At 52.1% G+C, this 22695-nt stretch carries 14 protein-coding genes; 7 read left to right on the top strand and 7 right to left on the bottom strand.

Going from position 1 to position 22695, the window contains the following annotated elements; translation table 11 throughout:
- The first annotated feature begins 78 nt into the window (after window positions 1-78).
- Genes E2566_RS13955 through E2566_RS13945 form a run of 3 tightly spaced genes read left to right on the top strand, consistent with a single transcriptional unit; the run spans window position 79 to window position 5113 of the window.
- Window positions 79-894 carry a MipA/OmpV family protein gene (locus E2566_RS13955; protein ID WP_107168486.1) on the top strand — a complete coding sequence of 272 codons (816 nt, stop codon included), beginning with the start codon at window positions 79-81 and terminating at the stop codon, window positions 892-894.
- A gap of 26 nt (window positions 895-920) precedes the next feature.
- A complete protein-coding gene (locus tag E2566_RS13950; RefSeq protein WP_107168487.1) occupies window positions 921-2003 on the top strand; it encodes an efflux RND transporter periplasmic adaptor subunit in 1083 nt (360 codons plus the stop codon).
- Window positions 2003-5113, top strand: a complete 3111-nt coding sequence (locus E2566_RS13945) for an efflux RND transporter permease subunit (RefSeq protein ID WP_107168488.1) — start codon at window positions 2003-2005, stop codon at window positions 5111-5113. Before E2566_RS13950 ends, E2566_RS13945 begins: the two co-directional genes overlap by 1 nt.
- Window positions 5114-5137: 24 nt before the next feature.
- Here E2566_RS13945 and E2566_RS13940 read toward each other — a convergent pair whose 3' ends face one another.
- From E2566_RS13940 to E2566_RS13920, 5 genes are all read right to left on the bottom strand, one after another.
- Complete coding sequence (locus E2566_RS13940; protein ID WP_107168489.1) at window positions 5138-6319, bottom strand: mandelate racemase/muconate lactonizing enzyme family protein; 1182 nt, start codon at window positions 6317-6319, stop codon at window positions 5138-5140.
- Window positions 6320-6428: 109 nt separating this feature from the next.
- Window positions 6429-7928, bottom strand: coding sequence for a SulP family inorganic anion transporter (locus E2566_RS13935; RefSeq protein WP_107168490.1), 1500 nt, complete (start codon window positions 7926-7928; stop codon window positions 6429-6431).
- A gap of 172 nt (window positions 7929-8100) precedes the next feature.
- Window positions 8101-9900: a translation elongation factor 4 gene (lepA, locus tag E2566_RS13930; protein ID WP_107168491.1), complete on the bottom strand. Its 1800-nt coding sequence runs from the start codon at window positions 9898-9900 to the stop codon at window positions 8101-8103.
- Between the two features lie 267 nt (window positions 9901-10167).
- Window positions 10168-10953, bottom strand: coding sequence for an SDR family NAD(P)-dependent oxidoreductase (locus tag E2566_RS13925; RefSeq protein WP_107168492.1), 786 nt, complete (start codon window positions 10951-10953; stop codon window positions 10168-10170).
- Window positions 10954-11031: 78 nt separating this feature from the next.
- Window positions 11032-12534, bottom strand: a complete 1503-nt coding sequence (locus E2566_RS13920; protein WP_107168493.1) for an efflux transporter outer membrane subunit — start codon at window positions 12532-12534, stop codon at window positions 11032-11034.
- Window positions 12535-12621: 87 nt separating this feature from the next.
- Here E2566_RS13920 and E2566_RS13915 point away from each other — a divergent pair, with 87 nt between their 5' ends.
- The 4 genes from E2566_RS13915 (at window position 12622) to E2566_RS13900 (ending at window position 18826) form a co-directional block, all read left to right on the top strand.
- Window positions 12622-13236 carry a TetR/AcrR family transcriptional regulator gene (locus tag E2566_RS13915; protein WP_107168494.1) on the top strand — a complete coding sequence of 205 codons (615 nt, stop codon included), beginning with the start codon at window positions 12622-12624 and terminating at the stop codon, window positions 13234-13236.
- A 75-nt stretch (window positions 13237-13311) separates the two neighbouring features.
- Entirely contained in the window at window positions 13312-14421 is a 1110-nt protein-coding gene (locus E2566_RS13910) for an efflux RND transporter periplasmic adaptor subunit (RefSeq protein WP_107168495.1), read from the top strand.
- The gene (locus tag E2566_RS13905) at window positions 14418-17507 is read left to right on the top strand and encodes an efflux RND transporter permease subunit (protein ID WP_107168496.1); all 3090 of its coding nucleotides are present in this window, start codon (window positions 14418-14420) and stop codon (window positions 17505-17507) included. Before E2566_RS13910 ends, E2566_RS13905 begins: the two co-directional genes overlap by 4 nt.
- A gap of 122 nt (window positions 17508-17629) precedes the next feature.
- A complete protein-coding gene (locus E2566_RS13900) occupies window positions 17630-18826 on the top strand; it encodes a multidrug effflux MFS transporter (protein ID WP_107168497.1) in 1197 nt (398 codons plus the stop codon).
- Window positions 18827-18963: 137 nt separating this feature from the next.
- Here E2566_RS13900 and E2566_RS13895 read toward each other — a convergent pair whose 3' ends face one another.
- Together E2566_RS13895 and E2566_RS13890 are read right to left on the bottom strand one after the other, a co-directional pair.
- Window positions 18964-20136 (bottom strand): dienelactone hydrolase family protein, encoded by a 1173-nt coding sequence (locus E2566_RS13895; protein ID WP_107168498.1) that lies wholly within the window; start codon window positions 20134-20136, stop codon window positions 18964-18966.
- Between the two features lie 1039 nt (window positions 20137-21175).
- On the bottom strand, window positions 21176-22615 hold the full coding sequence (locus E2566_RS13890) for an alpha/beta hydrolase family protein (RefSeq protein ID WP_107168499.1): 1440 nt from the start codon (window positions 22613-22615) through the stop codon (window positions 21176-21178).
- Window positions 22616-22695: the final 80 nt, after the last annotated feature.

The following is a 22695-nucleotide window of genomic DNA, read 5'->3' as shown; positions in this document are numbered from 1 at the left end:
GAAAAGCCAACACCAATTACATTGCACCCGCCGTGGAAACACCACGGTGCAAGATTACCGCGTTAAAAGAGGGGATGTATGAACATAACAACAATGATTTTATCCACCAGTCTGTCCGCTATCGTGCTATCTGGCACTGCATTCGCTGCGGAGTCGGAAGCATCAGCGCCCTCGCTCTTGGGTGACCACACAGATGTTACCCTTGGCGTTGCAGCCCAGAATGCACCGCGTTACAGGGGGAGTAAAAATCGTCAAACCACGGCACTGCCTGTGCTGACGGTTCAGCGTGGCCCACTCTATTTCGATCCTTCGCGCGGTATTGGCTGGCAATACCAGTCTCCTTCCGGTTTTTATCTCGATCACGCGATTGGCTACGACATGGGAAGGGATGACAAAAACAGCAATTGGCGTGCGGGTTCGAACCGGCTGAAAGGGATGGGGAAAATCAAGAGTTCGGTGATTACCACCGTAACAGCGGGGTATCAGTTTGCCCCTTGGCTGGCGTTGGAAGCGAGCGGCGAATTTGCGCTGAGTGATACAAAAAGGGGAAATCAGTACCGCGTTGGGGCAAAGAGCACGGTGTGGCAGTCCGCGGCAAAAGACGACGTGCTGGCATTGTCGGCAGACGTACTGATGGGGGATGCCCGCTTTAATCAAACCTACTACGGCGTGACGCAGCAGCAGAGTCTTCGCTCTGGGTTGGTCGCCTATCATGCTAGCAAAGGTGTCTACGGCTATGCGTTGGGTGCGAACTGGACGCATCAATTTAGCCCAGCTTGGTCAACCAACGTTGGGGTTACCTCAACGTGGCTTACTGACAAAGTCGCGGATAGTCAGGTGGTGGAACGACGGAATGACACCGGCGCAACATTGGCGGTTCTGTATTCGTTCTGATGGCGTGTGATGAGTGAGAGGATGTGATGATGGTCAGCCGTTTTGCCTTCTGTCTGCTGTCGGTCGTGTTGCTTAGCGGCTGTGACAGTACCGATGATTCGCCTGCGTCGCCGCCCGTTAGGCCGGTAAAAACGCTGGTCGTCATGCCAGCAATGAGTCGTGAGCCGGTGACGCTGACGGGAGAGATTCGCCCGCATGAAGAAACGGCATTAGGTTTCCGGCTGGATGGCCGCATCCTTAATCGTTTGGTCGATGTGGGGGCATCCGTGACGCGCGGTGATGTGATTGCGACGCTTGATGCACGCGACAGCGAAAATCAGCTTCGCAGTGCACAGGCGGATTTAGCCAGTGCCGCCTCGGCGGAACGGCTGGCGAAAAGCAACTTCTCCCGCATGAAAGCGCTGGCGCCGGGCGGGGCGATTGCGCGGGTACAGCTTGATGAAGCGCAGGCAAACTGGGATGCCGCCGTTTCCCGGCGCGAAAGCGCACAGATGACCGTCAAAGGCGCGCAGGAGCGCCTCGGCTATACGCAACTTACGTCCGCACAGGACGGGGTGATAACAACGGTCAGTGCGAACCCCGGTCAGGTAGTCAGTGCCGGGCAGGAAGTCGTCAGGTTGGCTTCGCTCGATGGGCGTGATGCGGTATTTGATGTACCGGAACGGTTGGTTAATCAGTCGCTTCCTTCGCGCACGATGCTTGTGTCGCTGCTATCCGATCCGGCGATTCAGGTACAAGGACGCGTGCGTGATATCAGCCCGCAGGCCGATGCGGTCACGCGAACGTTTCGGGTTCGGGTGACGTTAACCTCGCCACCGGCGGCGATGGTACTGGGTGCCAGCGTGAATGGCGCAATACAGCAGTCCGACACGTCGGTCATTGAGCTGCCTGCGTCTGCACTCACCCGTCAGGAAGAAAACCCAGCGGTTTACGTCGTGAACACGGAAACCCAGACGGTGCGTTTGCAGCCCGTTACCGTTGCACGCTACAGCGACACGGCGATCTACATCACCGATGGACTGAAACAGGGGGATCGCGTGGTAACGGCTGGCGTCAGTAAGCTACGGCCGGATGAGAAAATTCGGTTGGATGAAGAGGGGCGTCGCTAATGGCTCAAGAACCGCAATCGACCCCAGGCTTCAACCTGTCCGCCTGGGCATTAGCACATCAGCAACTGGTCGCGTTTATGATGCTGGTGATTATGGCGGCAGGTGTGATGAGCTACCAGCGCTTGCCCCGCAACGAAGATCCGGCGTTTACCATCAAATCTGCCGTGGTGTCTGCCGCCTGGCCGGGGGCGACGGTGAGCGATACGGTCAATTTCGTCACCGATAAGCTGGAGAAAAAATTACAAGAAACGGCATATCTCGATTATGTCGAGAGCTATACCCGTGCCGGGGAAGCGGTGGTTTTCGTTAACCTGCGCGATGATACACCACCTTCTGCCGTGCCGAATATCTGGTATACGGTGCGAAAGAAGATGACGGATATCGCCAGTTCGCTCCCCGGTGGCGTCAGCCCGCCAGCCGTTAATGACGAGTTTGATGATACGTTCGGCACGATTTATGGCTTCACTGCTGATGGGTTCTCTCCGAGGGAACTGCGCGATCGCATCGAGGATATTCGCTCTGCGTTACTGAGCGTGCCGGATGTCGGTAAGGTCGACATGCTGGGGGTGGAAGAAGAACAGATCGTCGTAACGTTTTCTCCCCGACGGCTGGCTGGATTAGGGATCGATGCGCAGCAGGTGATTGATTCACTTAAGGCGCAGAATGCGGTTACGCCGGCCGGTATTATCCGTACTGAGGATGAGAAAATCGCCGTGCGCGTCAGCGGCGCGTTTACCTCTGAGGAGAGTCTGCGCCAGATTACCTTACGCATCGGCGGGAAATTTGTTCCGCTTACTGATATCGCCACCATTGGTCGTGAAATAGCGGAGCCGCCGTCGCCGACATTTCGAGTGAATGGCGAGAAAGCCATTGGACTGGCTATTTCTATGGCACCTACCGGCAACATGCTCAATTTCGGTCAGGCGATTCGCGAAAAAATGAACACGCTTTCTGCCCAGCTACCGCATGGAATAGACATGACGCGTGTGGCCGATCAGGCTGAGGTGGTGAAAGGTGCGGTCGGCGGCTTTATCAACGTGCTGTTGGAGGCCGTTGCCATCGTGTTGGCGGTGTCGTTTGTCTCTCTCGGCAGCCGAGCGGGACTGGTCGTTGCTGCGTCTATCCCTATTGTGCTGGCGATGACCTTTATTGGCATGGAGATAACCGGTATTGGCTTACAGCGTATCTCGCTCGGGGCGCTGATTATTTCGCTGGGGCTGCTGGTGGATGACGCCATGATTACGGTGGAAGCCATGGTGTCGCGGCTGGAAGAAGGGTGGGATCGTAAACGAGCGGCGGCCTGGGCGTATGAAAGTACGGCCTTTCCGATGCTGACGGGGACGCTGGTGATGATTGCCGGATTTATTCCCGTCGGGTTTGCCTCATCGAGTGCGGGTGAATACTGTTTTTCACTCTTTGTCGTTGTCCTCATCGCTTTGCTCAGTTCTTGGATCGTCGCAATTCTTTTTTCTCCGTTGCTCGGTGTCTGGCTGCTGTCAAAAACGTTTCGTCACCATCACAATGAATCGGGGCGAGTGGGTCGCATGTATCGCGAATGGCTGCAACGGGCGTTGGCAAACCGGGGAATGACGTTAATCATTGCGGTGCTCCTGCTGGTAGTCGCCTTGTTTGGTGCAACTCGGTTGGAGGGAGAGTTTTTTCCTGCGTCGGACAGGCCGGAACTGCTAGTTAGCCTGACGTTGCCTGCGAATGCATCACAGGCTGCGACGGAGGCGCAGGCGAAACGGCTGGAAGCGCTTCTGAAGGACGATCCTGATGTTGACCATTTCTCCACCTATGTTGGATCGGGCGCTGTGCGCTTTTACCTCCCGATGGATGTGCTGCTGAGCCATGAAAATATCGCTCAACTGGTGGTGGTAGCAAAAAATCTGGACGCGCGGGATACGCTGACGGCACGGTTGAATCAGGTGCTTGAACGCGATTTCAGTAATATTGTGGTGCGTGTGTCGGCATTGGAACTGGGGCCGCCAGTGGGCTGGCCGCTGAAATATCGAGTCGCGGGGCCGGATATTCATCGGGTTCGTGATCTTGCGCAGGGGCTTGCCAGTCTGGTGGGCAATCAGGCCGATGTTCGCGAGGTGAATCTGACGGCGGGTGAACCGGAACGTTCGGTGAACGTGGTGCTGAATCAGACCGAAGCCCGCGCGGTTGGCATCAGCTCGCAGGATGTGGCCAGCATGCTGGCGGCGATATTCTCCGGTTCAACGCTGACCTCGGTGCGTGATGAAAACCGATTGGTGGATGTGGTCGTTCGTGGTACGTCGCAGGAACGCAGAGACGTCGCCACGATCGCCAATCTGCAAATTCCGATTGCGGAGGGTCGTTCCGTACCGTTGGGGCAAATTGCCACGGTGTCGTACGGCGTTGACGATCCAATTATCTGGCGGCGTCAGCGTGAACCGTTCATTACGGTACAGATGGATGTCGCACCGGGCGTGCGAGCACCAGCGCTGTCTCAAAAACTGGCACCAGAAATTGAACGCTATCGCGCCTCATTACCGACGGGGTATCACATCACGGAAGGCGGCGTTGCAGCGGAATCTGACAAGGGCAATGGCTCGGTATATGCGGTGCTGCCGGTTACGCTGTTGGTGATGCTGGTACTATTAATGATTCAGTTAAAGCGTATTTCCCGCATGGTGCTGGCTGTCCTGACCGCACCGTTTGGCCTGATCGGCATCGTTGCCGCGATGCTGCCGACCGGAACGCCCATAGGGTTTGTGGCGCTGCTAGGCGCGATTGCGCTGGCGGGGATGATTATTCGTAATGCCGTCATTCTGATTGGCGAAGTCGATCTGAATGTGAAAAATGGACAACCCGCCACGGAGGCGATCGTCAATGCGGCCAGCCATCGTTCACGCCCGATAGTGCTGACCGCGCTAGCGGCGATTCTTGGCATGATCCCGATTGCGCATCAGGTGTTTTGGGGGCCGATGGCCTACGCGATTATCGGTGGGTTGATGGTGGCGACGCTGCTGACGCTGCTTGCTCTGCCTGCGGCGCTGAGCCTATTGATGCAGTGGGAAGGACGGAAGTGGAAAATCCTACGGCGTAGGGAAAAATACGACAGGTCGTGGCGCTATCTGTGACGCGTCACGACCTGTTGATGTGCTTTATTGATCGACGACGGAACCGTCGACGTGCAGTCGGGTTTTCAGGCCGCGACGACGGTAGGGGAAGCGGTTCTCCAGATCGTCCGCCAGCTCAATGCCGATGCCGGACTGTGTCGGTATCTCCATAAATCCATCTACGCATTTGAAGGTGTTCTTCACGACGTCTTTTTTCCGCACGCCGTTCTCTACGCCCGTCGCGCCAAATTTTTCCGACAGCGCGGGTTGGTCATCCCCTGGATACTCCAGCAGCGCAAAGTTCGGGATGCTGACGGCGATCTGCAAGCAGGCGGCGGTCGACACCGGACTAAGCGGGTTATGCGGCACGACCATCAAATCATTGGCCTCTGCCAATGCTGCTACCTTTTTCGCTCCGGTAATCCCGCCGCACATGCAGACATCAGGACGCACATAGGCGACGGCATTACGACGAATCAGCATCGCGAACTCCTGAGGATTATTCAGGCGTTCGCCGGTCGCGATAGGAATATTGATTTTCTCGGCCACCTCCGCCATGGAATCGAAGTTATCCGCGCCGATAGGGTCTTCAATAAAATAGGGATAAAACGGCTCAATGCCGCGAGCGAACACCACGGCATCGGCGGGTTTCAGACGGCGGTGGACTTCAATGCACAGATCGACATCGTTACCGACCGCTTCCCGATAAAGGCCGATCCGTTCGATGGCCTCACCGATCTCTTTGGCGTGGGTGGTGAAATAGGGCGTATCGCGAGACTCATCCAGAAACGGCGTCAGATGACCAATCGCGGTAAAACCATCGGCTTTGGCCTGTTTCAGGTTGGCGATGGTTTCTTCGGTGGTGCGCCCTCCCGCGTGGGCATAAACGCGGGCTTTATCGCGGCAGCGGCCGCCCAGCAGGTTATAAACTGGCGTATCGTAATACTTGCCCGCGATGTCCCACAGGGCGATATCGATAGCGCTGATCGCTCCCATGATCGCGGCACCACGAAAATGCCAGCAGCGGTACATATACTGCCAGTGGTGCTCAATCCGCAGTGGATCTTGCCCGATCAGATACGTGCGCAGTGCCTCGACAGCACCTTTTGACGCATCGAGAAAACCCCAGGCACCGGATTCGCCAATGCCCGTCAGCCCCTCGTCGGTGGTGACCTCAACAAACATATATCGATTCGCGAGAATCACGCGCACATCGGTAATTTTCATCAACGCTTTCCTTAAGTTAGCCTGCTTAGCATTGAGTCTAATCACAGTGGTGTGCGGGTTGTCAACGTTGACAGCCCGCAATAGTCGCTGCCTTCGAACGCTGGGTGGCTCAGAGATGCCCTGATAGGCGCTGATGGATTTTGCTGCTGTGGGTATCCAGACCGACGATCGCGACCTTCGCATCATAACGGTGATAGCGGGTTTCGATAGCATCGAGCGCCGCCACGCTGGAGGCATCCCAGATTTGTGCGTGCGTCAGATCGATAGTGACATTCTGCGGGTCCTGCGCATACAGGAAATGCTCGAAGAGGTCGTTGCTGCTGCCAAAGAATAGCGGTCCTCGTACCGTGTAGTGTACCGACTGTCCGTCTTCGCTCACGCGACGCTCTGCGTGAATGACGTGCGCCACGCGACGTGCAAATAGCAGGATGGCAAAGATAACGCCACCGGCCACGCCGATTGCCAGATTTCCCGTCGAAACGGTCGCGATAACCGTGACGATGACCACCAGCGTTTCCGACAGCGGCATCCGTTTCAGCGTGGTGGGGTGCAGGCTATGCCAGTTCATCGTTTTCAGCGCGACGATCATCATAATCCCTGCCAGCACCACCATCGGAATCTTCGTCATGATTTCGCTCAACCCGGTCACCAGCAGCAACAGCACCAGCGCGGCGGCGAGAGTAGAAATACGCGTACGCGCTTTCCCTAGCTCCACGTTGACCACGGTCTGTCCGATCATCGCACATCCGGCAATGCCACCGTAGAATCCGGCGAAGATATTAGAAACGCCCAGCCCCCAACATTCGCGGCGCTTGCTGGACGGAGTATCCGTGATGTCGTCTACCAGTTTGGCGGTTAACAGCGATTCCATCAGCCCCACGAAGGCAATGCTGAGCGCGGTCGGCCAGATGATGCGCAGTGTTTCAAGATTGAATGGCACCAGCCACTGGGTGAAACCCGGCAACCCTGGCTGCATAGGCCCGGCGTCGCCGACGTTAGGCACCGTGATGCCGGTAAACATGGCAATCGCTGTTACGGTGACGATCGCCACCAGCGGTGCAGGAATGCTTTTCACCACATAAGGCAGCAGCAATACAATGGTCACCGTTAACGCAAACAGTAGCCAGACCATCGAGGATTGCCCGTATACATGTGGCACTTGCGCGGCGAAAATCAGGATGCCTAGCGCGTTCACGAAACCAATCATCACCGAGCGGGGAATGTAACGCATCATTCTCGCCAACCCAGCCAGCCCAAACAGAATCTGGATAAGCCCCGCCATAATCACGGCGGGCAGAATATAGGCTACGCCGTGCGCGTGTACCATCGGGCCAATAACCAGCGCCACAGCACCGGCCGCCGCGGTAACCATCGCCGGTCTGCCGCCGAGAAAGGACATGGTGAAGCACAACACGATAGAAGCGAACAAACTGACTTTGGGGTCGACTCCCGCGATGATAGAAAACGAAATCACCTCTGGGATAAGCGCCAGTGCGGTGATGGTGCCCGCCAAAATTTCACGCATCAGCAGCGAGGGCGAACGTAAGGTTGCAAGCGTTGACGTGGCTGATTGAACCTGTGTCGGCGTTACCTTAGGGGATGGAATCATAGGTGCAGGCTTAATTTTTGTAGTCAATGACGAAAGGCGGGAGAGGATAAATTATCGGCAGTATAAAAGATACTGTCCGTCATCGGCAGGCAAGGAAAAATCAATAGGAAAACGAAGGGGCGGTTAGCGCGTCGCCTTATCCGCCCGCTCGTTGTGTTTTATCCGTCAGGAATTAGGCATCAATCGCCAGAATGGCCATAAATGCTTCGCGTGGAATGTCTCGTTTTGAGAACCCAACGTTGTGTTTTTTATTTTCTCGCTGTTTACGGATCAGTCGCTGTTTCTGCGACAGGCTACCCTGAAAACCCTGTGCCAGTGCGCTTTTTCGCAGCGGCGGAATGTCTTCGCGGGCGATGACACGATGGCCGACTTTTGCCTGAGCTGGAACGGGGTACAGTTTACGTGGAATAACGTATTTCAAGGCTTTCACGATCTCAGTTGCTCGTGCCCATGCTTTATGACGGGCAATGATGAAAGAAAAGGCGTCAATCGGCTGGCTATCGAGATAAATATCACAGCGCACCAGATCGGAACGTCGATAGCCATCTAACACATAATCCAACGTAGCATAGCCCTGTGTGAGTGATTTTAGGGCATCAAAGAAGCCGAAAATCATTTCATTGAGCGGTAGCTCCCAGTGTAGTGTCACGCTACCGTTATCGAGATATTGCATGTCGATAAATACCCCACGACGCGAGGTGCAGCATTCCATCAACGCGCCAACGTAGGCATCAGGTGTGTTAATTGTGCAGATAACATAGGGTTCTTCGACGAAGTCCAACACGTCTTCTCCGGGAAAATGTGCTGGATTATCGATGGTATGGCTCTGACCGTTATGTAATGTGACCCGGTATGCCACGCTGGGCGCGGTGGCAATCACCGATATGCCGTATTCGCGTTTGAGCCGTTCGCGAACAATATCCATATGTAACATGCCGAGAAAACCACAGCGAAAACCCGCGCCCAGCGAGGCAGAGACATCGGGAACCATGTGCAGTGCCGCATCGTTAAGCGACAGTTTATTCATGGCATTGCGCAAGCTTTTCAGATCGTCGTCCGCGTCGGGGTAGATTCCAGAAAACACCATTGGCTTCATTTCCTGATAGCGTGCAACTGGCACTGAAGCGGGACGAGCGGCTAACGTCAGCGTATCACCCACCCGGATCGCGGCGGCATCTTTTAACCCGGCGGCGAGATAGCCCACCTCACCGTTTTTCAAGGCGCTACAAGGCTGACGTTGAGGGAAAAAAGCACCGGTTTCGGTGACGTCGAAACGCGATCCTGATGACATAAAACAGAGTGTATCGCCAGTCTGAATGCTGCCATCCACTACACGTGCGTGCATGATAGCGCCCTGATAGGGATCATAATGTGAGTCAAAAACCAGCGCGCGCAGCGGAGCATCGGCGAACCCGTTTGGTGCAGGGAAGTGGTGGGCAATAAAACGCAGTACTGCCGCTACACCTTCTCCGGTTCTGGCAGAGACCGTCAGCACGGTGCTGATATCCAGAGAGGGAATATCCGCCAACTGCTGCATCACCTGTGCGACATTAGCCTGTGGGCTGTCAATTTTATTCAGGACAGGCAGAATCGTTAGCCCCTGTTGTCGGGCGAGGTTGAGGTTGGCCAGAGTCTGTGCCTGAACGCCCTGCGTGGCGTCAATCAGAAGAATCGCGCCGTCGCAGGCGGCCAGACTGCGGGAGACCTCTGCCGAGAAATCAACGTGTCCTGGCGTATCTACCAAATTGAATTGGTACGGCTGGTGGTTTTCATCCTGATAGCGCATGCGCACGGTTTGTAATTTGATAGTGATGCCGCGCTCCCGTTCTATCTCCATCGAATCTAACAGCAGTTCGCGCATGTCGCGTTGAGCGACGGTTGCAGTCAGTTCGATAAAACGGTCGGCGAGGGTGGATTTGCCATGATCGACATGAGCAATAATGCAGAAATTACGAATTCGAGGTGTACACATAGAAAAAGCCTTTCACATCATGATGTCTGGCTCGGGATCGTGTGCGACGCTGAGGACAGACAGAGAAATTCGCGCTGAAAAAATTCAGCGAAGATGAAAATCAAAAGATGTAAAAGTGAATAGCCGCGGCGATGATAGCGCGTTTTATTTTGCCGCGGCAAGTCATAATTCTTGACGTGAGTTGCTCCCTGAAAAGTGATGCACGGCGATTGATAGGCGTATTTCATTACGAGGGCTGTTTGCTCTTGTAGGTTTTCGGTATTCTCTTTAAACCCCCATCACACGGGCCATGATGGCCTGATGTAACCAGCGCGGAGTGGCCCAGGTCAGAAATACAATTGCCTTATTTCCCATACCCGGGACAACGCTCATTCGTCCGGCCTGAAGTGCTCGGATGCCAGCCTGCACAACAGGCTTAGGCTGCATCATGACTCCTTTTAAGGCTGGGGTGAGTTTCTGTTTGGCGGTTGCAGCAAAGCCAGTGTCAGACATGCCCGGGCAAAGCGCGGTGACAGTGACACCGTCGTTTTTAAGCTCACGATGCAGAGCATCAGAGAACCTGAGCACATACGCTTTCGCTGCTGAGTAAACGGCAAAATTTTTTACGCCCTGATAGGACAACAGGCTGGCAACCATCAAAATATATCCTTTACGCCTGACGCGCATATCTTCTGCAAAGAACCGGGTCATTGCTGTCAAACTGGTGATATCCAGATTGATCATGTTCAGCGCGTCATCAAGTGGTTGATCCAAAAAGCTATCTTGCAGACCATGACCAGCATTGTTAATTAATATATCAACCACAATATTTTGTTCCCGTAGTCGACTGTGCAGATCGCTAATTGCGGTAACCACGGAAAGATCGGCCTGTTCAACCCTCACATCAATGTTAAAACGCGTCCGCAATTCGGCAGCCAGCAATTCAAGTTTATTGAGCCGCCGTGCCACCAGGATGAGTGATTTTCCCTGTGCGGCATATTGACGCGCGAATTCTTCACCAAATCCGCCTGAAGCCCCTGTGATGAGCACCCAGGCGTTGTTTTTTGCTGTCATGTTAATCACTCCGGTGGTTTATTGTGAACGGTACAGGTGGTAGTCGATGGCATGTTTGTGCACAACTACGCGAGTATCCTAGGGCATCCTCTCGGCGGCTTCTGGAGGCTGCCAACCACCGCCGAGCGCTTTGAATGCAGCGACTGCTGCGCGTGCAGATTCTGCCTGAGCCTGCGCTCTGGCGTCGGAAGTCTGCAACAGGGTCTCATCGTTGTGCAGGACGTCAATCAGGCTTGCTGTCCCTTTCTGGTAAGCGATGAAAGATGACTGACGTGCGCTAGCCAACGCAGTTTCGCCTGCGGTTAAGGTTGCTGTCTGCGTCTCGCGATTGAGCAGTGCCGAGAGCGCGTTCTCAACGTCTTCGGTCGCGCTTAAGACTGACAGACGGTAAGCTGCCAATGCTTCGGCTTCCTGTCCCTTAGCCTGATCGATCTGAGCGTTAATGCGGCCGAAGTCGAAGAGTCGCCAGCGCAATCCCAAGATGCCTGCCGATTGACTGGCCGCGTTGGAAAACAGATTGCTGCTCGATACTGACGTTGCGCTGCCAAGCAATGCGCTGAGTGAGAATTTAGGATAATACTCGCTGATGGCGGCCCCGATACGCGCGTTGGATGCCGCGAGATGGCGTTCGGCTACGATGATATCGGGCCTGCGACGCAGCAGATCGGCAGGTGTCCCTGTTGATATGCGCTGTGGGGGCTGTGGAATGGCGCCCGAAGAAGCCAACTGAGTGCGATGGGTTCCGGGAGGCGTGCCGAGCATAACGTCCAGCGCGTTCATCGCGCTATCTATCCCTATCTGGAGAACCGGCACGCTAGCCTGAACCTGTGAAAGTGCGCCTTCGGTTTGGCGGACTTGATACTCTGCGGCGAGTCCTTTGCTGTGGAGTCGCTGTACCTTGTCGAGTAAGTCTTGCTGGGTGTTGACCTGTCTGTTGGCGATCGCCAGACGAGTTTGTAATCCGCGCAGCGTGATATAGATATCGGCTGTCTGTGCGGCGACGGTTAGACGAGTGGCGGCGACGCCAGCCTCTGAAGCCTGATAGTCAGCCCGTGCGGCCTGATGGCCGCGTCTCAGACCGCCGAAGATATCAAGCTCCCAGCTTGCGTTAAGATCGGTTTCATAGGTATTGCCGTAGCGATTATAGCCAGGTGTCGAGTTGAGTAACCGACCTTGCGGCGTTTCAATTGACTGATAAGCCCGTGCTGTTTGTCCGCTGATATTGCCAGAGGGCAGCAGAGCCGCTGTTGCTGCGCCAAGCCCGGCGCGTGCCTGAGTCATTCGTGCGGACGCTTGGGCTAAATCAAGATTCTGTACCAGTGCGCTTGAAACTAACGTGTTCAGTAAGGGATCATTGAAGCTCTCCCACCAGACCGAAAAGGTAGCAACCTGAGTTGCATTCCCCTGTTTTAATATGGATTGATTTGATATGGATTGATTCGCGACAGATTGCTGGACGGCGGATGGAGTCTGGTAGCGATCCGATAACGGAACGTCCGGGCGATGATAATCCGGTCCAACCGCGCAACCCGCCATTACGCTAGCGGCCACAACCAAGGCAAGGGGATGGAGGGATGACATAGTAATTCCTTGAGCCAAAAATAATGTGACCATATTACGTATTGGTCACTCGTTGTCAATCAAGACCCGATGAGCTAAGCTGGAAACATGACTACACATATGAATACACATTCCCCACGCGGCCCGTCGGACCATAGCGTCCGCGATCAGATAGTGGACGCTGCCACTGAGCACTTCGGACATTTTGGATATGAAAAGACAGCCGTGTCCGATCTGGCCAAAGCGATTGGTTTTTCTAAGGCCTACATCTACAAATTTTTTGATTCCAAACAGGCTATCGGCGAGGTGATCTGCGCTAATCGGTTGGCGATGATTATGGATATTGTCAATTCAGCGATCGCGGATGCGCCAACGGCTTCAGAAAAACTGAGACGCCTGTTCAGAGCCTTGACAGAAGCGTGTAGCGACTTATTTTTTCATGACCGCAAGATTTATGATATTGCCGCGGTATCCTCTCGCGATCGGTGGCCTTCAGCAGCAGCATATGAGGAAAAGCTACGCCAGCTTATTCAGCAAATTCTTCTTGAGGGACGACAATCCGGGGAATTTGAACGCAAGACACCGTTGGATGAGACGGCGAATGCGATCTATCTGGTCATGCTCCCTTATATCAGCCCTGTTCAATTGCAATACAACCTTGATACAGCTGCATCAGCAGCGGTATTACTGTCGTCGTTGATATTACGTAGTCTGGCACCTTAAAGATGTGACCATTGACAATATTGGTCACTAGTTGGAGAATGTGGTTTCTGTCCTGTTAATGTAATAAGGGAACCCATGCTTCGGCTCAAATCTGCCACTATCGCTGTTTGCCTGTTGCCTCTCGCCCTGGTGGCGTGCGGCGATGCTTCCGACGTTGACGATCCGCGCAATCAGCCTCCTTTGGTGAGATCGGCTACCGTGGTGAGCGCCGTTGATGCCTCTCGCGCGTTCACCGGCATTGTTATCGCCCGGGTTCAAAGCGATCTAGGTTTTCGGGTGCAAGGTAAAATTCTCGAGCGTCTGGTCAATACCGGAGAAAGCGTCAAACGTGGTCAACCTTTGATGCGTTTGGACCCTATCGATCTCAACTTACAGGCGCAAGCCCAGCAGCAGGCTGTTATCGCTGCCCGGGCTCGTGCCCGACAGGCTACCGATGACGAGGCTCGTTATCGAGGTCTGGTTGCCGCAGGTGCTATATCCGCATCAGCCTACGATCAGATAAAGGCGGCTGCCGAGACGGCAAAAGCGGATCTGAACGCTACGCAGGCGCAGGCTGATGTGGCGCGTAATGCGACGGGGTATGCCGTTTTGATGGCCGACGCCGATGGTGTGGTAGTCGATACGCTGGCAGAGCCCGGTCAAGTGGTGAGTGCAGGTCAACCTGTCGTTCGGCTGGCGCGAGCGGGGCAACGGGAGGCTGTCGTACATTTGCCTGAGACGTTACGCCCCGTGGTCGGTAGCGAGGCCATGGCAAGGTTATACGGTGCGGCTAAACCGTCCATTCCCGCGAAACTGCGACTGCTGTCTGACGCTGCCGATCCTCAGACGCGTACGTTCGAAGCTCGATATGTACTTGAAGGCGCACTGGCGAGTGCGCCGCTTGGCTCGACGGTCACGCTCAATATTGCGGAGGATCAGTTACCTGAGCAGGTTCTTCAGGTGCCAATCGCTGCTATTTATGACGCGGGAAAAGGGCCGGGGGTATGGGGTATTTCGGGTGAGCCCCTCAACGTGTCGTGGAAGCCTGTTGAGGTTATTGCGTTGGGTGATGACACGGCGAGGGTGACCAGCGGTTTACAGCCCGGTGAACAAATTGTGGCTTTAGGCGCACATTTGTTGCATGACGGTGAGGCGATCCGAGTGATTGAACAGCGCGATGCCAGCGTCGCCGGGAGCCAACCATGAGCGAAGGGCGGTTCAATCTTTCGGCTCTCGCCGTCCGCGAGCGTTCCATCACGCTGTTTCTTATTATCCTGATAACCGTCGCGGGCATTCTCTCGTTCTTTGAACTGGGGCGTGCGGAAGATCCACCGTTTACGGTCAAGCAGATGACGATTATTTCTGCCTGGCCGGGGGCGACGGCTCAGGAAATGCAGGAGCAGGTAGCCGAACCGCTTGAAAAACGGATGCAGGAGCTCAAGTGGTATGACCGCAGTGAAACTTACACGCGCGCTGGGCTAGCTTTTACGATGCTGTCATTGCAGGACGGCACGCCGCCTTCACAAGTACAGGAAGAATTTTATCAGGCGCGTAAGAAACTCAGCGATGAGGCGAAGAATTTACCGTCGGGGGTGATCGGACCGATGGTTAACGATGAATTCTCAGACGTGACCTTTGCACTCTTCGCGCTGAAGGCCAAAGGGGAGCCGCAGCGTTTGTTGGTCCGCGATGCCGAATCATTGCGTCAGCGTCTGTTGCATGTGCCGGGAGTGAAGAAGGTCAATATTATCGGGGAGCAGGCTGAGCGCATCTTCGTCTCGTTCTCGCATGATCGGCTCGCGACGCTGGGCATTTCTCCGCAGGATATTTTCTCCGCGCTGAACAGTCAGAACGTGCTGACGCCGGCCGGTTCGATTAATACGAGCGGGCCACAGGTCTTTATCCGTCTGGATGGTGCTTTTGACACGCTGGAGAAGATCCGAGAAACGCCGATTGCTGCGCAGGGGAGATCGCTGAAGCTCTCGGATGTGGCGACGGTTGAGCGTGGTTACGAAAACCCTGCGACCTTTTTGGTTCGTAATCAGGGGGAGCCAGCGCTGTTGCTGGGTGTTGTGATGCGCGAGGGCTGGAATGGCCTGGATTTGGGTCAGGCACTGGATGCTGAGACGACCAAAATCAATGAAGGTATGCCACTCGGCATGACGTTGACGAAAGTCACCGATCAATCAGTGAATATTAGTTCGTCCGTCGACGAGTTCATGATCAAATTCTTCGTCGCGTTGCTTGTTGTAATGGTGGTTTGCTTCATCAGCATGGGGTGGCGTGTAGGCGTTGTTGTTGCGGCCGCGGTGCCGTTGACGCTGGCTATCGTCTTTGTGGTGATGGAAGCTTCCGGCAAAAACTTCGACCGTATTACGCTGGGCTCCTTGATCTTGGCGCTGGGTTTACTGGTGGATGATGCCATCATCGCCATCGAAATGATGGTGGTGAAGATGGAAGAAGGATACGACCGTGTTAAAGCCTCGGCGTATGCCTGGAGTCATACAGCGGCACCGATGCTGGCTGGTACGTTGGTGACGGCAGTGGGTTTTATGCCCAATGGTTTCGCGCAGTCTACCGCCGGTGAGTACACCAGTAATATGTTCTGGATCGTCGGCATTGCCCTGATTGCCTCCTGGGTCGTTGCCGTGGTCTTTACACCTTATTTAGGCGTAAAGATGTTGCCGGAAATAAAAACCGTGGCGGGAGGGCATGCAGCCATCTACGACTCTCGGCATTACAACCGCTTTCGCCGTTTACTGACGCGCGTGATCGCGCGGAAATGGATGGTGGCCAGCACCGTTATTGCCGTGTTTGTGGTTGCTATTGGCGGGATGGGGATGGTCAAGAAACAATTCTTCCCAACCTCCGATCGCCCTGAAGTGCTGGTGGAGGTGCAAATGCCTTATGGTACTTCTATTGAGCAGACCAGTATCACTGCGGCGAAGATCGAAGACTGGCTGAAACAACAGGATGAAGCAAAAATTGTCACGACCTATATCGGACAAGGGTCACCGCGTTTTTATTTGGCGATGGCACCGGAGTTACCCGATCCGTCGTTTGCGAAGATTGTTGTGCTAACGGACAGTCAGGAAGCGCGTGAGGCACTTAAATTTCGGCTCCGTGAAGCGGCGGCTGATGGGCTAGCGCCCGAAGCGCGGGTTCGCGTGACGCAACTGGTGTTTGGCCCGTATTCACCTTTCCCGGTGGCCTATCGTGTAATGGGGCCGGACCCTGTCACGTTGCGTGATATTGCAGACAAAGTGGAAGCGGTGATGCAGGCTAGCCCAATGATGAGGACGGTCAACACCGATTGGGGCCCACGTGTACCGACGTTGCATTTCACGTTGGATCAGGATCGGTTGCAGTCGGTGGGGCTGACATCAAGTGCGATCGCTCAACAGCTCCAGTTCCTACTTTCTGGCGTTCCGATTACTTCTGTGCGTGAAGATATCCGTTCTGTACAGGTTGTAGGCCGTGCCGCGGGGGATATTCGACATGATCCCGCCAAAATAGAAGGGTTGACGTTAGTTGGGGCATCCGGTCAACGCATCCCCCTTCCGCAGATCGGTGATGTTGAGGTCCGAATGGAAGATCCTGTACTTCGACGTCGAGATCGAACGCCGACTATTACCGTCCGTGGCGACATAGCCGAAACGCTACAGCCACCAGATGTGTCCGCGACAATTGTGAAGGCGCTACAGCCCATCATTGATACGCTTCCCGCTGGATACCGCATTGAGCAAGCGGGTTCGATTGAAGAATCGGCAAAAGCAACCAAAGCGATGGTGCCGCTGTTTCCCATCATGATCGCCATAACGCTGTTGATCATCATCTTACAGGTGCGCTCAATGTCTGCGATGGTGATGGTATTTCTCACCGCTCCGCTGGGGCTGATTGGTGTGGTGCCAACGCTGCTGCTCTTCAACCAGCCATTTGGTATTAATGCGCTTGTTGGACTGATCGCGCTATCGGGCATTCTGATGCGTAACACCTTAATTCTGATAGGGCAAATCCATCATAACGAGAAGGAAGGGCTTGATCCTTTCCATGCGGTGGTGGAAGCAACGGTGCAACGTGCCCGACCGGTGTTGCTTACGGCCATGGCCGCTATTCTGGCGTTTATCCCGCTGACACACTCGGTATTTTGGGGGACGTTGGCTTATACCCTGATTGGCGGGACGTTGGGAGGAACGATCATGACGTTGGTATTCCTACCCGCGATGTACGCTATCTGGTTCAAAATACGCCCCGATAATCAGACGCATGATGATAAACATGCATCGGCATAAACCGTCACCCCGATAAAAGACAATCGCCACAGGCAACAGATTGTGACGAAAACCACCCAACTGGCGCGGAGCGTATTCCCGCGCCAGTCATTATCGCTAAGGTAACCATGAGTACTGAAATTATGGCGAAACCCTATTCTTCTGAAGCTCCGCGATTAACCGGAAAAATTGTCGCGTTATTGTCAGGTCTTTCGGCTATTAGCATACTGTCCACAAATATCATTCTTCCGGCGTTTCCCGATATTGGAGAGCAGCTTGGGGCATCCTCACGTGAACTGGGTCTGACGCTTTCCAGTTTTTTCATTACCTTCGCGCTGGCTCAACTGGTTGTGGGGCCATTGTCGGACCGCTACGGACGCAAGACGCTCGTACTGGGCGGCCTCACCATATTTATTGTTGGTACGGTTGTCGGTGGTCTTGCTGATTCACTTGACACACTGATTGCTGGAAGAGTCATTCAGGCGCTGGGGATATGCACTGCTTCAGTGTTAGCGCGCGCGATTGCACGTGATTTATTTGACGGTGAAACGCTGGCGCGCGCGTTGTCTCTGACGATGATCGCGACGGCCGCAGCCCCCGGATTCTCACCGCTGGTGGGTAGCGTACTGACCACCACACTGGGGTGGCGAGCGATTTTTATAGTGGTGGGGCTTGCGGCCTTTGCCATCGCGGTCTTCTATGCTCACGGACTGGGGGAAACGCACCCCATGGAGCGTAGGAGCCGATACGCAATGCCGAGCGTGATATTTACGTACGGCAACCTGGTTGCGAATGGGAAATTTATTCTTCCGGCACTGTCGATGAGCCTGTTGATGAGCGGATTGTTTGCGTCTTTCGGCGCTGCACCTGCGATTCTGATGAGTGGGATAGGGCTGTCTTCGTTCCAGGCTGGGCTATATTTTGCTTCCACCGTGTTCGTTGTCTTTGGTGCTGGCATAGCTGCGCCGCAGCTGGCTCGCCGTTATGGCCCGCGAAGGATTGCTTCGGCGGGGCTTGCTACCGCATTAGTCGGTGGGAGTTTACTATTGCTTGGGCCGGAAACCCCAAAACTGAGCTGGTATACCTTGTCGATGGTTGTCTTCCTCTGGGGAATGGGCTTAGCTAATCCGCTGGGAACAGCCATTACGATGGCGCCTTTCGGGAAAGAAGCGGGTTTGGCATCTGCTCTGCTTGGTTTTTTGACGATGGGAATGGCGGCGATGGCAACTTGGCTAGGCTCGGTGCTAACGTTTCCCGCCGTCACAACGCTAGGTGGTATACAGGCAACGGCCTGCCTGATAGCGCTGGTATTATTTCGCGTTGTCCCACATGTGAGGTGAATACGAATTCACAGGCGTAATTCTGTAAGAACAGTTTCAGATTTTATGGATGTTGATGACTAGACAGTTTTTTCCGGGAACCCATCGAATGAAAAACGTCGCCAGCGCTTAATCTTTATTAAGCGCTGGCGACAGAGCTACTGTGCCACAACCTCATCATTGATGGCATATACCGTGCAGTTGGTTGTTCCCTTGTGCTGGAATTTTTCGCAGTTCCTGATGGCTGCATCAGCCGCTTCCTGACCTGTTCGCCCCCAGTATGCTGTCCCCCATGCCCCATCCTTGCCTGTCGCAAAGGCTTTCTCATAAAGTCGTGCTGTTTCGTATTTTCTGAACGCCTTTTCGCCTGAGAGGTTATTAAGATTTGCGGGAGAAACAAGATGTGTTATCGGTAAGGTCACGACTTCCTCTGATGGTAAGTGCTGTTGTGCCTGGAAGGTAGCTACGTGTTTCCACCAGAAATTCTCAGAGGCTGTATCCATAAAGACGTGTCCATTGCTTTCAAAAGCAGGCATTTCAATAAATTCAGCATTACCTCCATCGTGGCGATAGGCTTCATAAAATGTTCTGCCTATTTCTGGTGTGAAAGATTGATCATTGCTGGAATAGAGCCACAGAGAAGGAATACGTGCAGTTGCGCCATAAGTGGTCAGGGCTTTAATCAAGCCAGCTTTATCACAAAGTGATTTACCATCAATGGAACCTCTGCCTCCGTCAAAATTGATTATAGCCTGAACGCCGGGAGGGTTAACCGCGCTAGTTGCCAGAACGGCGAAGCCGCCTGCTGACATGCCTGCCAGAACCGCTTTATCAGGAGAGGCCCAGGGTTGACGTCTTATTGCTTCAAGCGCGGCCAGCATATCCTTGGTGTCTTTTTCACCAGCCAGTTTATGCAGAGGCTGCTTACAGGAACCACCTGAATATTCAGCACCGCCACTTGAATAGCCGTACCCTTCGCGCAGAACGGCAACAGCAGCATAACCGTGGCGCGCAAAGGCGAGTGCGGTTGACGATTCGCGGTTTGGATTCATTTCCCAGCGATCAAATTCGGCAGTACCAACGGTACCGTTAGTGATCACCGCCACAGGGAATGTTGTCTGGCCGACTGGCCGGGTAACAAATGCGTCCAGTATTGCTGGCTTACCATTATCCAGTATTACCTGCAACGAAAGTGGCTCTCTGATCAGACCCTCAAACTGCTGATTTTGTAGTGAAATATTCAGTGGTGCGGCGATGGAAGAAAAGGTAATACAAAACAATGCTGTGGTGACGATGACTCCGGTAAGGCTGGCCATAGAGTAGTGTCGCATTTTTGTTAACCTTGGCTGGTGTTTGATGATGTATTTTCATGCAAAACTACCCGATGAATATCAGGTATTCATTCTGGCTTCAATGGTAACTCAAGGTCTATTTAGCTGCGGTTTAAATACATGAGTAAGCCGGGTGGAACGGGGATTTTAAGGCGTTTATCTGAAGGCTTGATACCGAGATTTTTGAGTTGTTAAAAGACATTTTGGGGTCACGCCGTCATCGAACCAACGTGACCCCAAATCTGACCACCACATTCATCCGATGCGGGATGAAAATGGAATGTACATCGGGAACAATTTTCAGATGGAACGTATTGAATACAATGCTAAAAGCAAAAATCCCACTTAAGTTTCCTTAAGCGGGATTTTCTAATTTGGCTCCTCTGACTGGACTCGAACTTCATCTTTATCTCCTGTTATTATTGGCTTCGTTTAAATACTGTGATTTTTTACCAGCATTTTTACCATCATTATTTAATCTATAACCATAAAATGTCAATTAAAAACAATTGGTTGTTGTCATAACGTGTTGTCTATTGCTGCTTGTGCAAGGTTTGATGCTCAACATCATGTTGTCAGTTTTTTAATGATTTTAATGCATTTAAAACAATTTTTTATGAAGTTATAACTCTATTTTTTCCACTGTTCGGAGCTGATGTAGATTGAAACTGAATTCACTATACTTGTGGATGTTTATCCACTCGATCAGTACTAGCAAAATCTGAGATACCTACATGCGATTCGATAGGCTGCTATGACAAGGAACGGACGTTTCATAGAACGTGAGTTACTATCAGATTATAATTAATGAAAAAGAATAAATTTCTTGCCAATTATATATTTTTAAAAAATATCGAATTTGTCGCTGTATAAGTGACTTGTGTAGTATTTGACATTTGAGTCAGCAATAATTCGTCTTACATCAGTTATATCTGATATGCTTGCCTTACAAAACACTACTGAGTTAGTATATTTTTAACTTCCCTACGAACTTAGCAGGGAAGTGTATTATAAGTTAGCTTATGGTGGCTATATTAAGCTATGGTTTACCATTTTCTCTTTCATACTCAGAACAATATAACCATTCAGAAACATTAGCTATAGCCGCCGGATGTGAATGTGTTGAGTGTATTAACATACCATCATTTTGTGGGGGGAATTTAATAACTTCATGATTTCCAGCTGGAGTTTCAGATGATGCAATAAAAACTTCCGGGCAAAATATCAATCGCAAATCCCCATAAGCTATAGCCTTAGCTACAGCCAACCAAAATGAAAAAATCGCAACTGGTATTGCAGCAATAAGTAAAACATGAGGGATATCCTTTGATGGTTTCAATCTTTGCCAAATGTGTGAAATAGAAGTTAATACAAAGCTTACTAAAAATACTAAAATCCATAATTTTTCTTCAGGATAGAAGAACCATATTAACACACTCATGATAATATAAAATAGATAGCTTAAAACTGCTGACCAGTGTGTTAGCTTTTTATGACTTACTTGAGCTTTTTTTAGCTGGGAAAGAATGGCAAAACACCCTTCGTGAAGTGAACTTACAAATCTCAAGCCTGAATCTGCTTCATCACCAATTGCGTGATAAATTACAACATTCCTAAAATCAACCGCTTCACAGTGCTCGCCTCTCTCAACTTCCTGCAAAAATTCTTTTTTATATTTTTTGGAAATTATAATCTCTGAAAATATTGAAAAGAAAAAAATCACTACTGCATAATTAATATTATATAGATTGAAAGGGACTAAAAATACCGCAAGTAACAATTGAATAGCCAAAGCTCCGCTAATATCAATAAGATTGATTAAATTACCTGACGTTCTTTTTATCCTACGTCGAAAGATGAACGGTGGTGACAAAAGACATACACCTTGTATTTTTTGTGCAATATCATTTCGTAAATGAGACATTTCTCTTACAATAGCTGCCCCATGGCTATGTGCGATAATATAATTGTATTTTGCAGGAGAGTTTTCAATATGCTTTTCTAATTGATATGCCGCTTGCTTACGAGAGGATGCAGAGTTTTTGCCATCCCAGTTAAATCGAGATATACCTATATTGGGATTTCTTGATTTAATTGATTTACACATTTCCGACTCTGATTGTGTCCAAGACGCATTCGGCTCGAATGTTCCATGAACAAGGTGAACAATCACCTCTTCTGATTCAGTATTAATAATATCATTCACGGTTGTTGTTTTAGTCAGGGGGAATATAAAACGCCATGCCGTTAAAATCCCTTTTTGCCAGACAATATAACGGACGAGTGCAACGATTAGTATTATTGCGACTGGAATAGTTAAAATTCCTATGAAAATGGTTTTAATTATATATTGAAGAACTCCTTTATTATGGCTGAAAAAATAATATGCTATGGAGGAAATAAAAAGTACTAACATAGCTAACATTATCCCGGACAAGCCAAATAATACAATATATTTAATAAAGCTGTGATTTCCCATTGAACTGCCTTCTATTTGTATAATCGATTATATAATCTATCGATTTTGTGGTTTCAATTTGAGGTTCAAACAAGAACATT

This window comes from Pectobacterium punjabense (assembly GCF_012427845.1).
GTDB lineage: Bacteria > Pseudomonadota > Gammaproteobacteria > Enterobacterales > Enterobacteriaceae > Pectobacterium > Pectobacterium punjabense.
Note: the sequence above shows the minus strand (reverse complement) of the source record. Positions and strands in the feature narration are given on the sequence as shown.

What these genes read in the sequence shown, in the direction of transcription:
- E2566_RS13955 (WP_107168486.1), top strand. Translation starts at nt 79, where the DNA reads ATGAACATAACAACAATGATTTTATCCACCAGTCTGTCCGCTATCGTG.
- E2566_RS13950 (WP_107168487.1), top strand. Translation starts at nt 921, where the DNA reads ATGATGGTCAGCCGTTTTGCCTTCTGTCTGCTGTCGGTCGTGTTGCTT.
- E2566_RS13945 (WP_107168488.1), top strand. Translation starts at nt 2,003, where the DNA reads ATGGCTCAAGAACCGCAATCGACCCCAGGCTTCAACCTGTCCGCCTGG.
- E2566_RS13940 (WP_107168489.1), bottom strand. Translation starts at nt 6,319, where the DNA reads ATGAAAATTACCGATGTGCGCGTGATTCTCGCGAATCGATATATGTTT.
- E2566_RS13935 (WP_107168490.1), bottom strand. Translation starts at nt 7,928, where the DNA reads ATGATTCCATCCCCTAAGGTAACGCCGACACAGGTTCAATCAGCCACG.
- lepA (WP_107168491.1), bottom strand. Translation starts at nt 9,900, where the DNA reads ATGTGTACACCTCGAATTCGTAATTTCTGCATTATTGCTCATGTCGAT.
- E2566_RS13925 (WP_107168492.1), bottom strand. Translation starts at nt 10,953, where the DNA reads ATGACAGCAAAAAACAACGCCTGGGTGCTCATCACAGGGGCTTCAGGC.
- E2566_RS13920 (WP_107168493.1), bottom strand. Translation starts at nt 12,534, where the DNA reads ATGTCATCCCTCCATCCCCTTGCCTTGGTTGTGGCCGCTAGCGTAATG.
- E2566_RS13915 (WP_107168494.1), top strand. Translation starts at nt 12,622, where the DNA reads ATGACTACACATATGAATACACATTCCCCACGCGGCCCGTCGGACCAT.
- E2566_RS13910 (WP_107168495.1), top strand. Translation starts at nt 13,312, where the DNA reads ATGCTTCGGCTCAAATCTGCCACTATCGCTGTTTGCCTGTTGCCTCTC.
- E2566_RS13905 (WP_107168496.1), top strand. Translation starts at nt 14,418, where the DNA reads ATGAGCGAAGGGCGGTTCAATCTTTCGGCTCTCGCCGTCCGCGAGCGT.
- E2566_RS13900 (WP_107168497.1), top strand. Translation starts at nt 17,630, where the DNA reads ATGGCGAAACCCTATTCTTCTGAAGCTCCGCGATTAACCGGAAAAATT.
- E2566_RS13895 (WP_107168498.1), bottom strand. Translation starts at nt 20,136, where the DNA reads ATGCGACACTACTCTATGGCCAGCCTTACCGGAGTCATCGTCACCACA.
- E2566_RS13890 (WP_107168499.1), bottom strand. Translation starts at nt 22,615, where the DNA reads ATGGGAAATCACAGCTTTATTAAATATATTGTATTATTTGGCTTGTCC.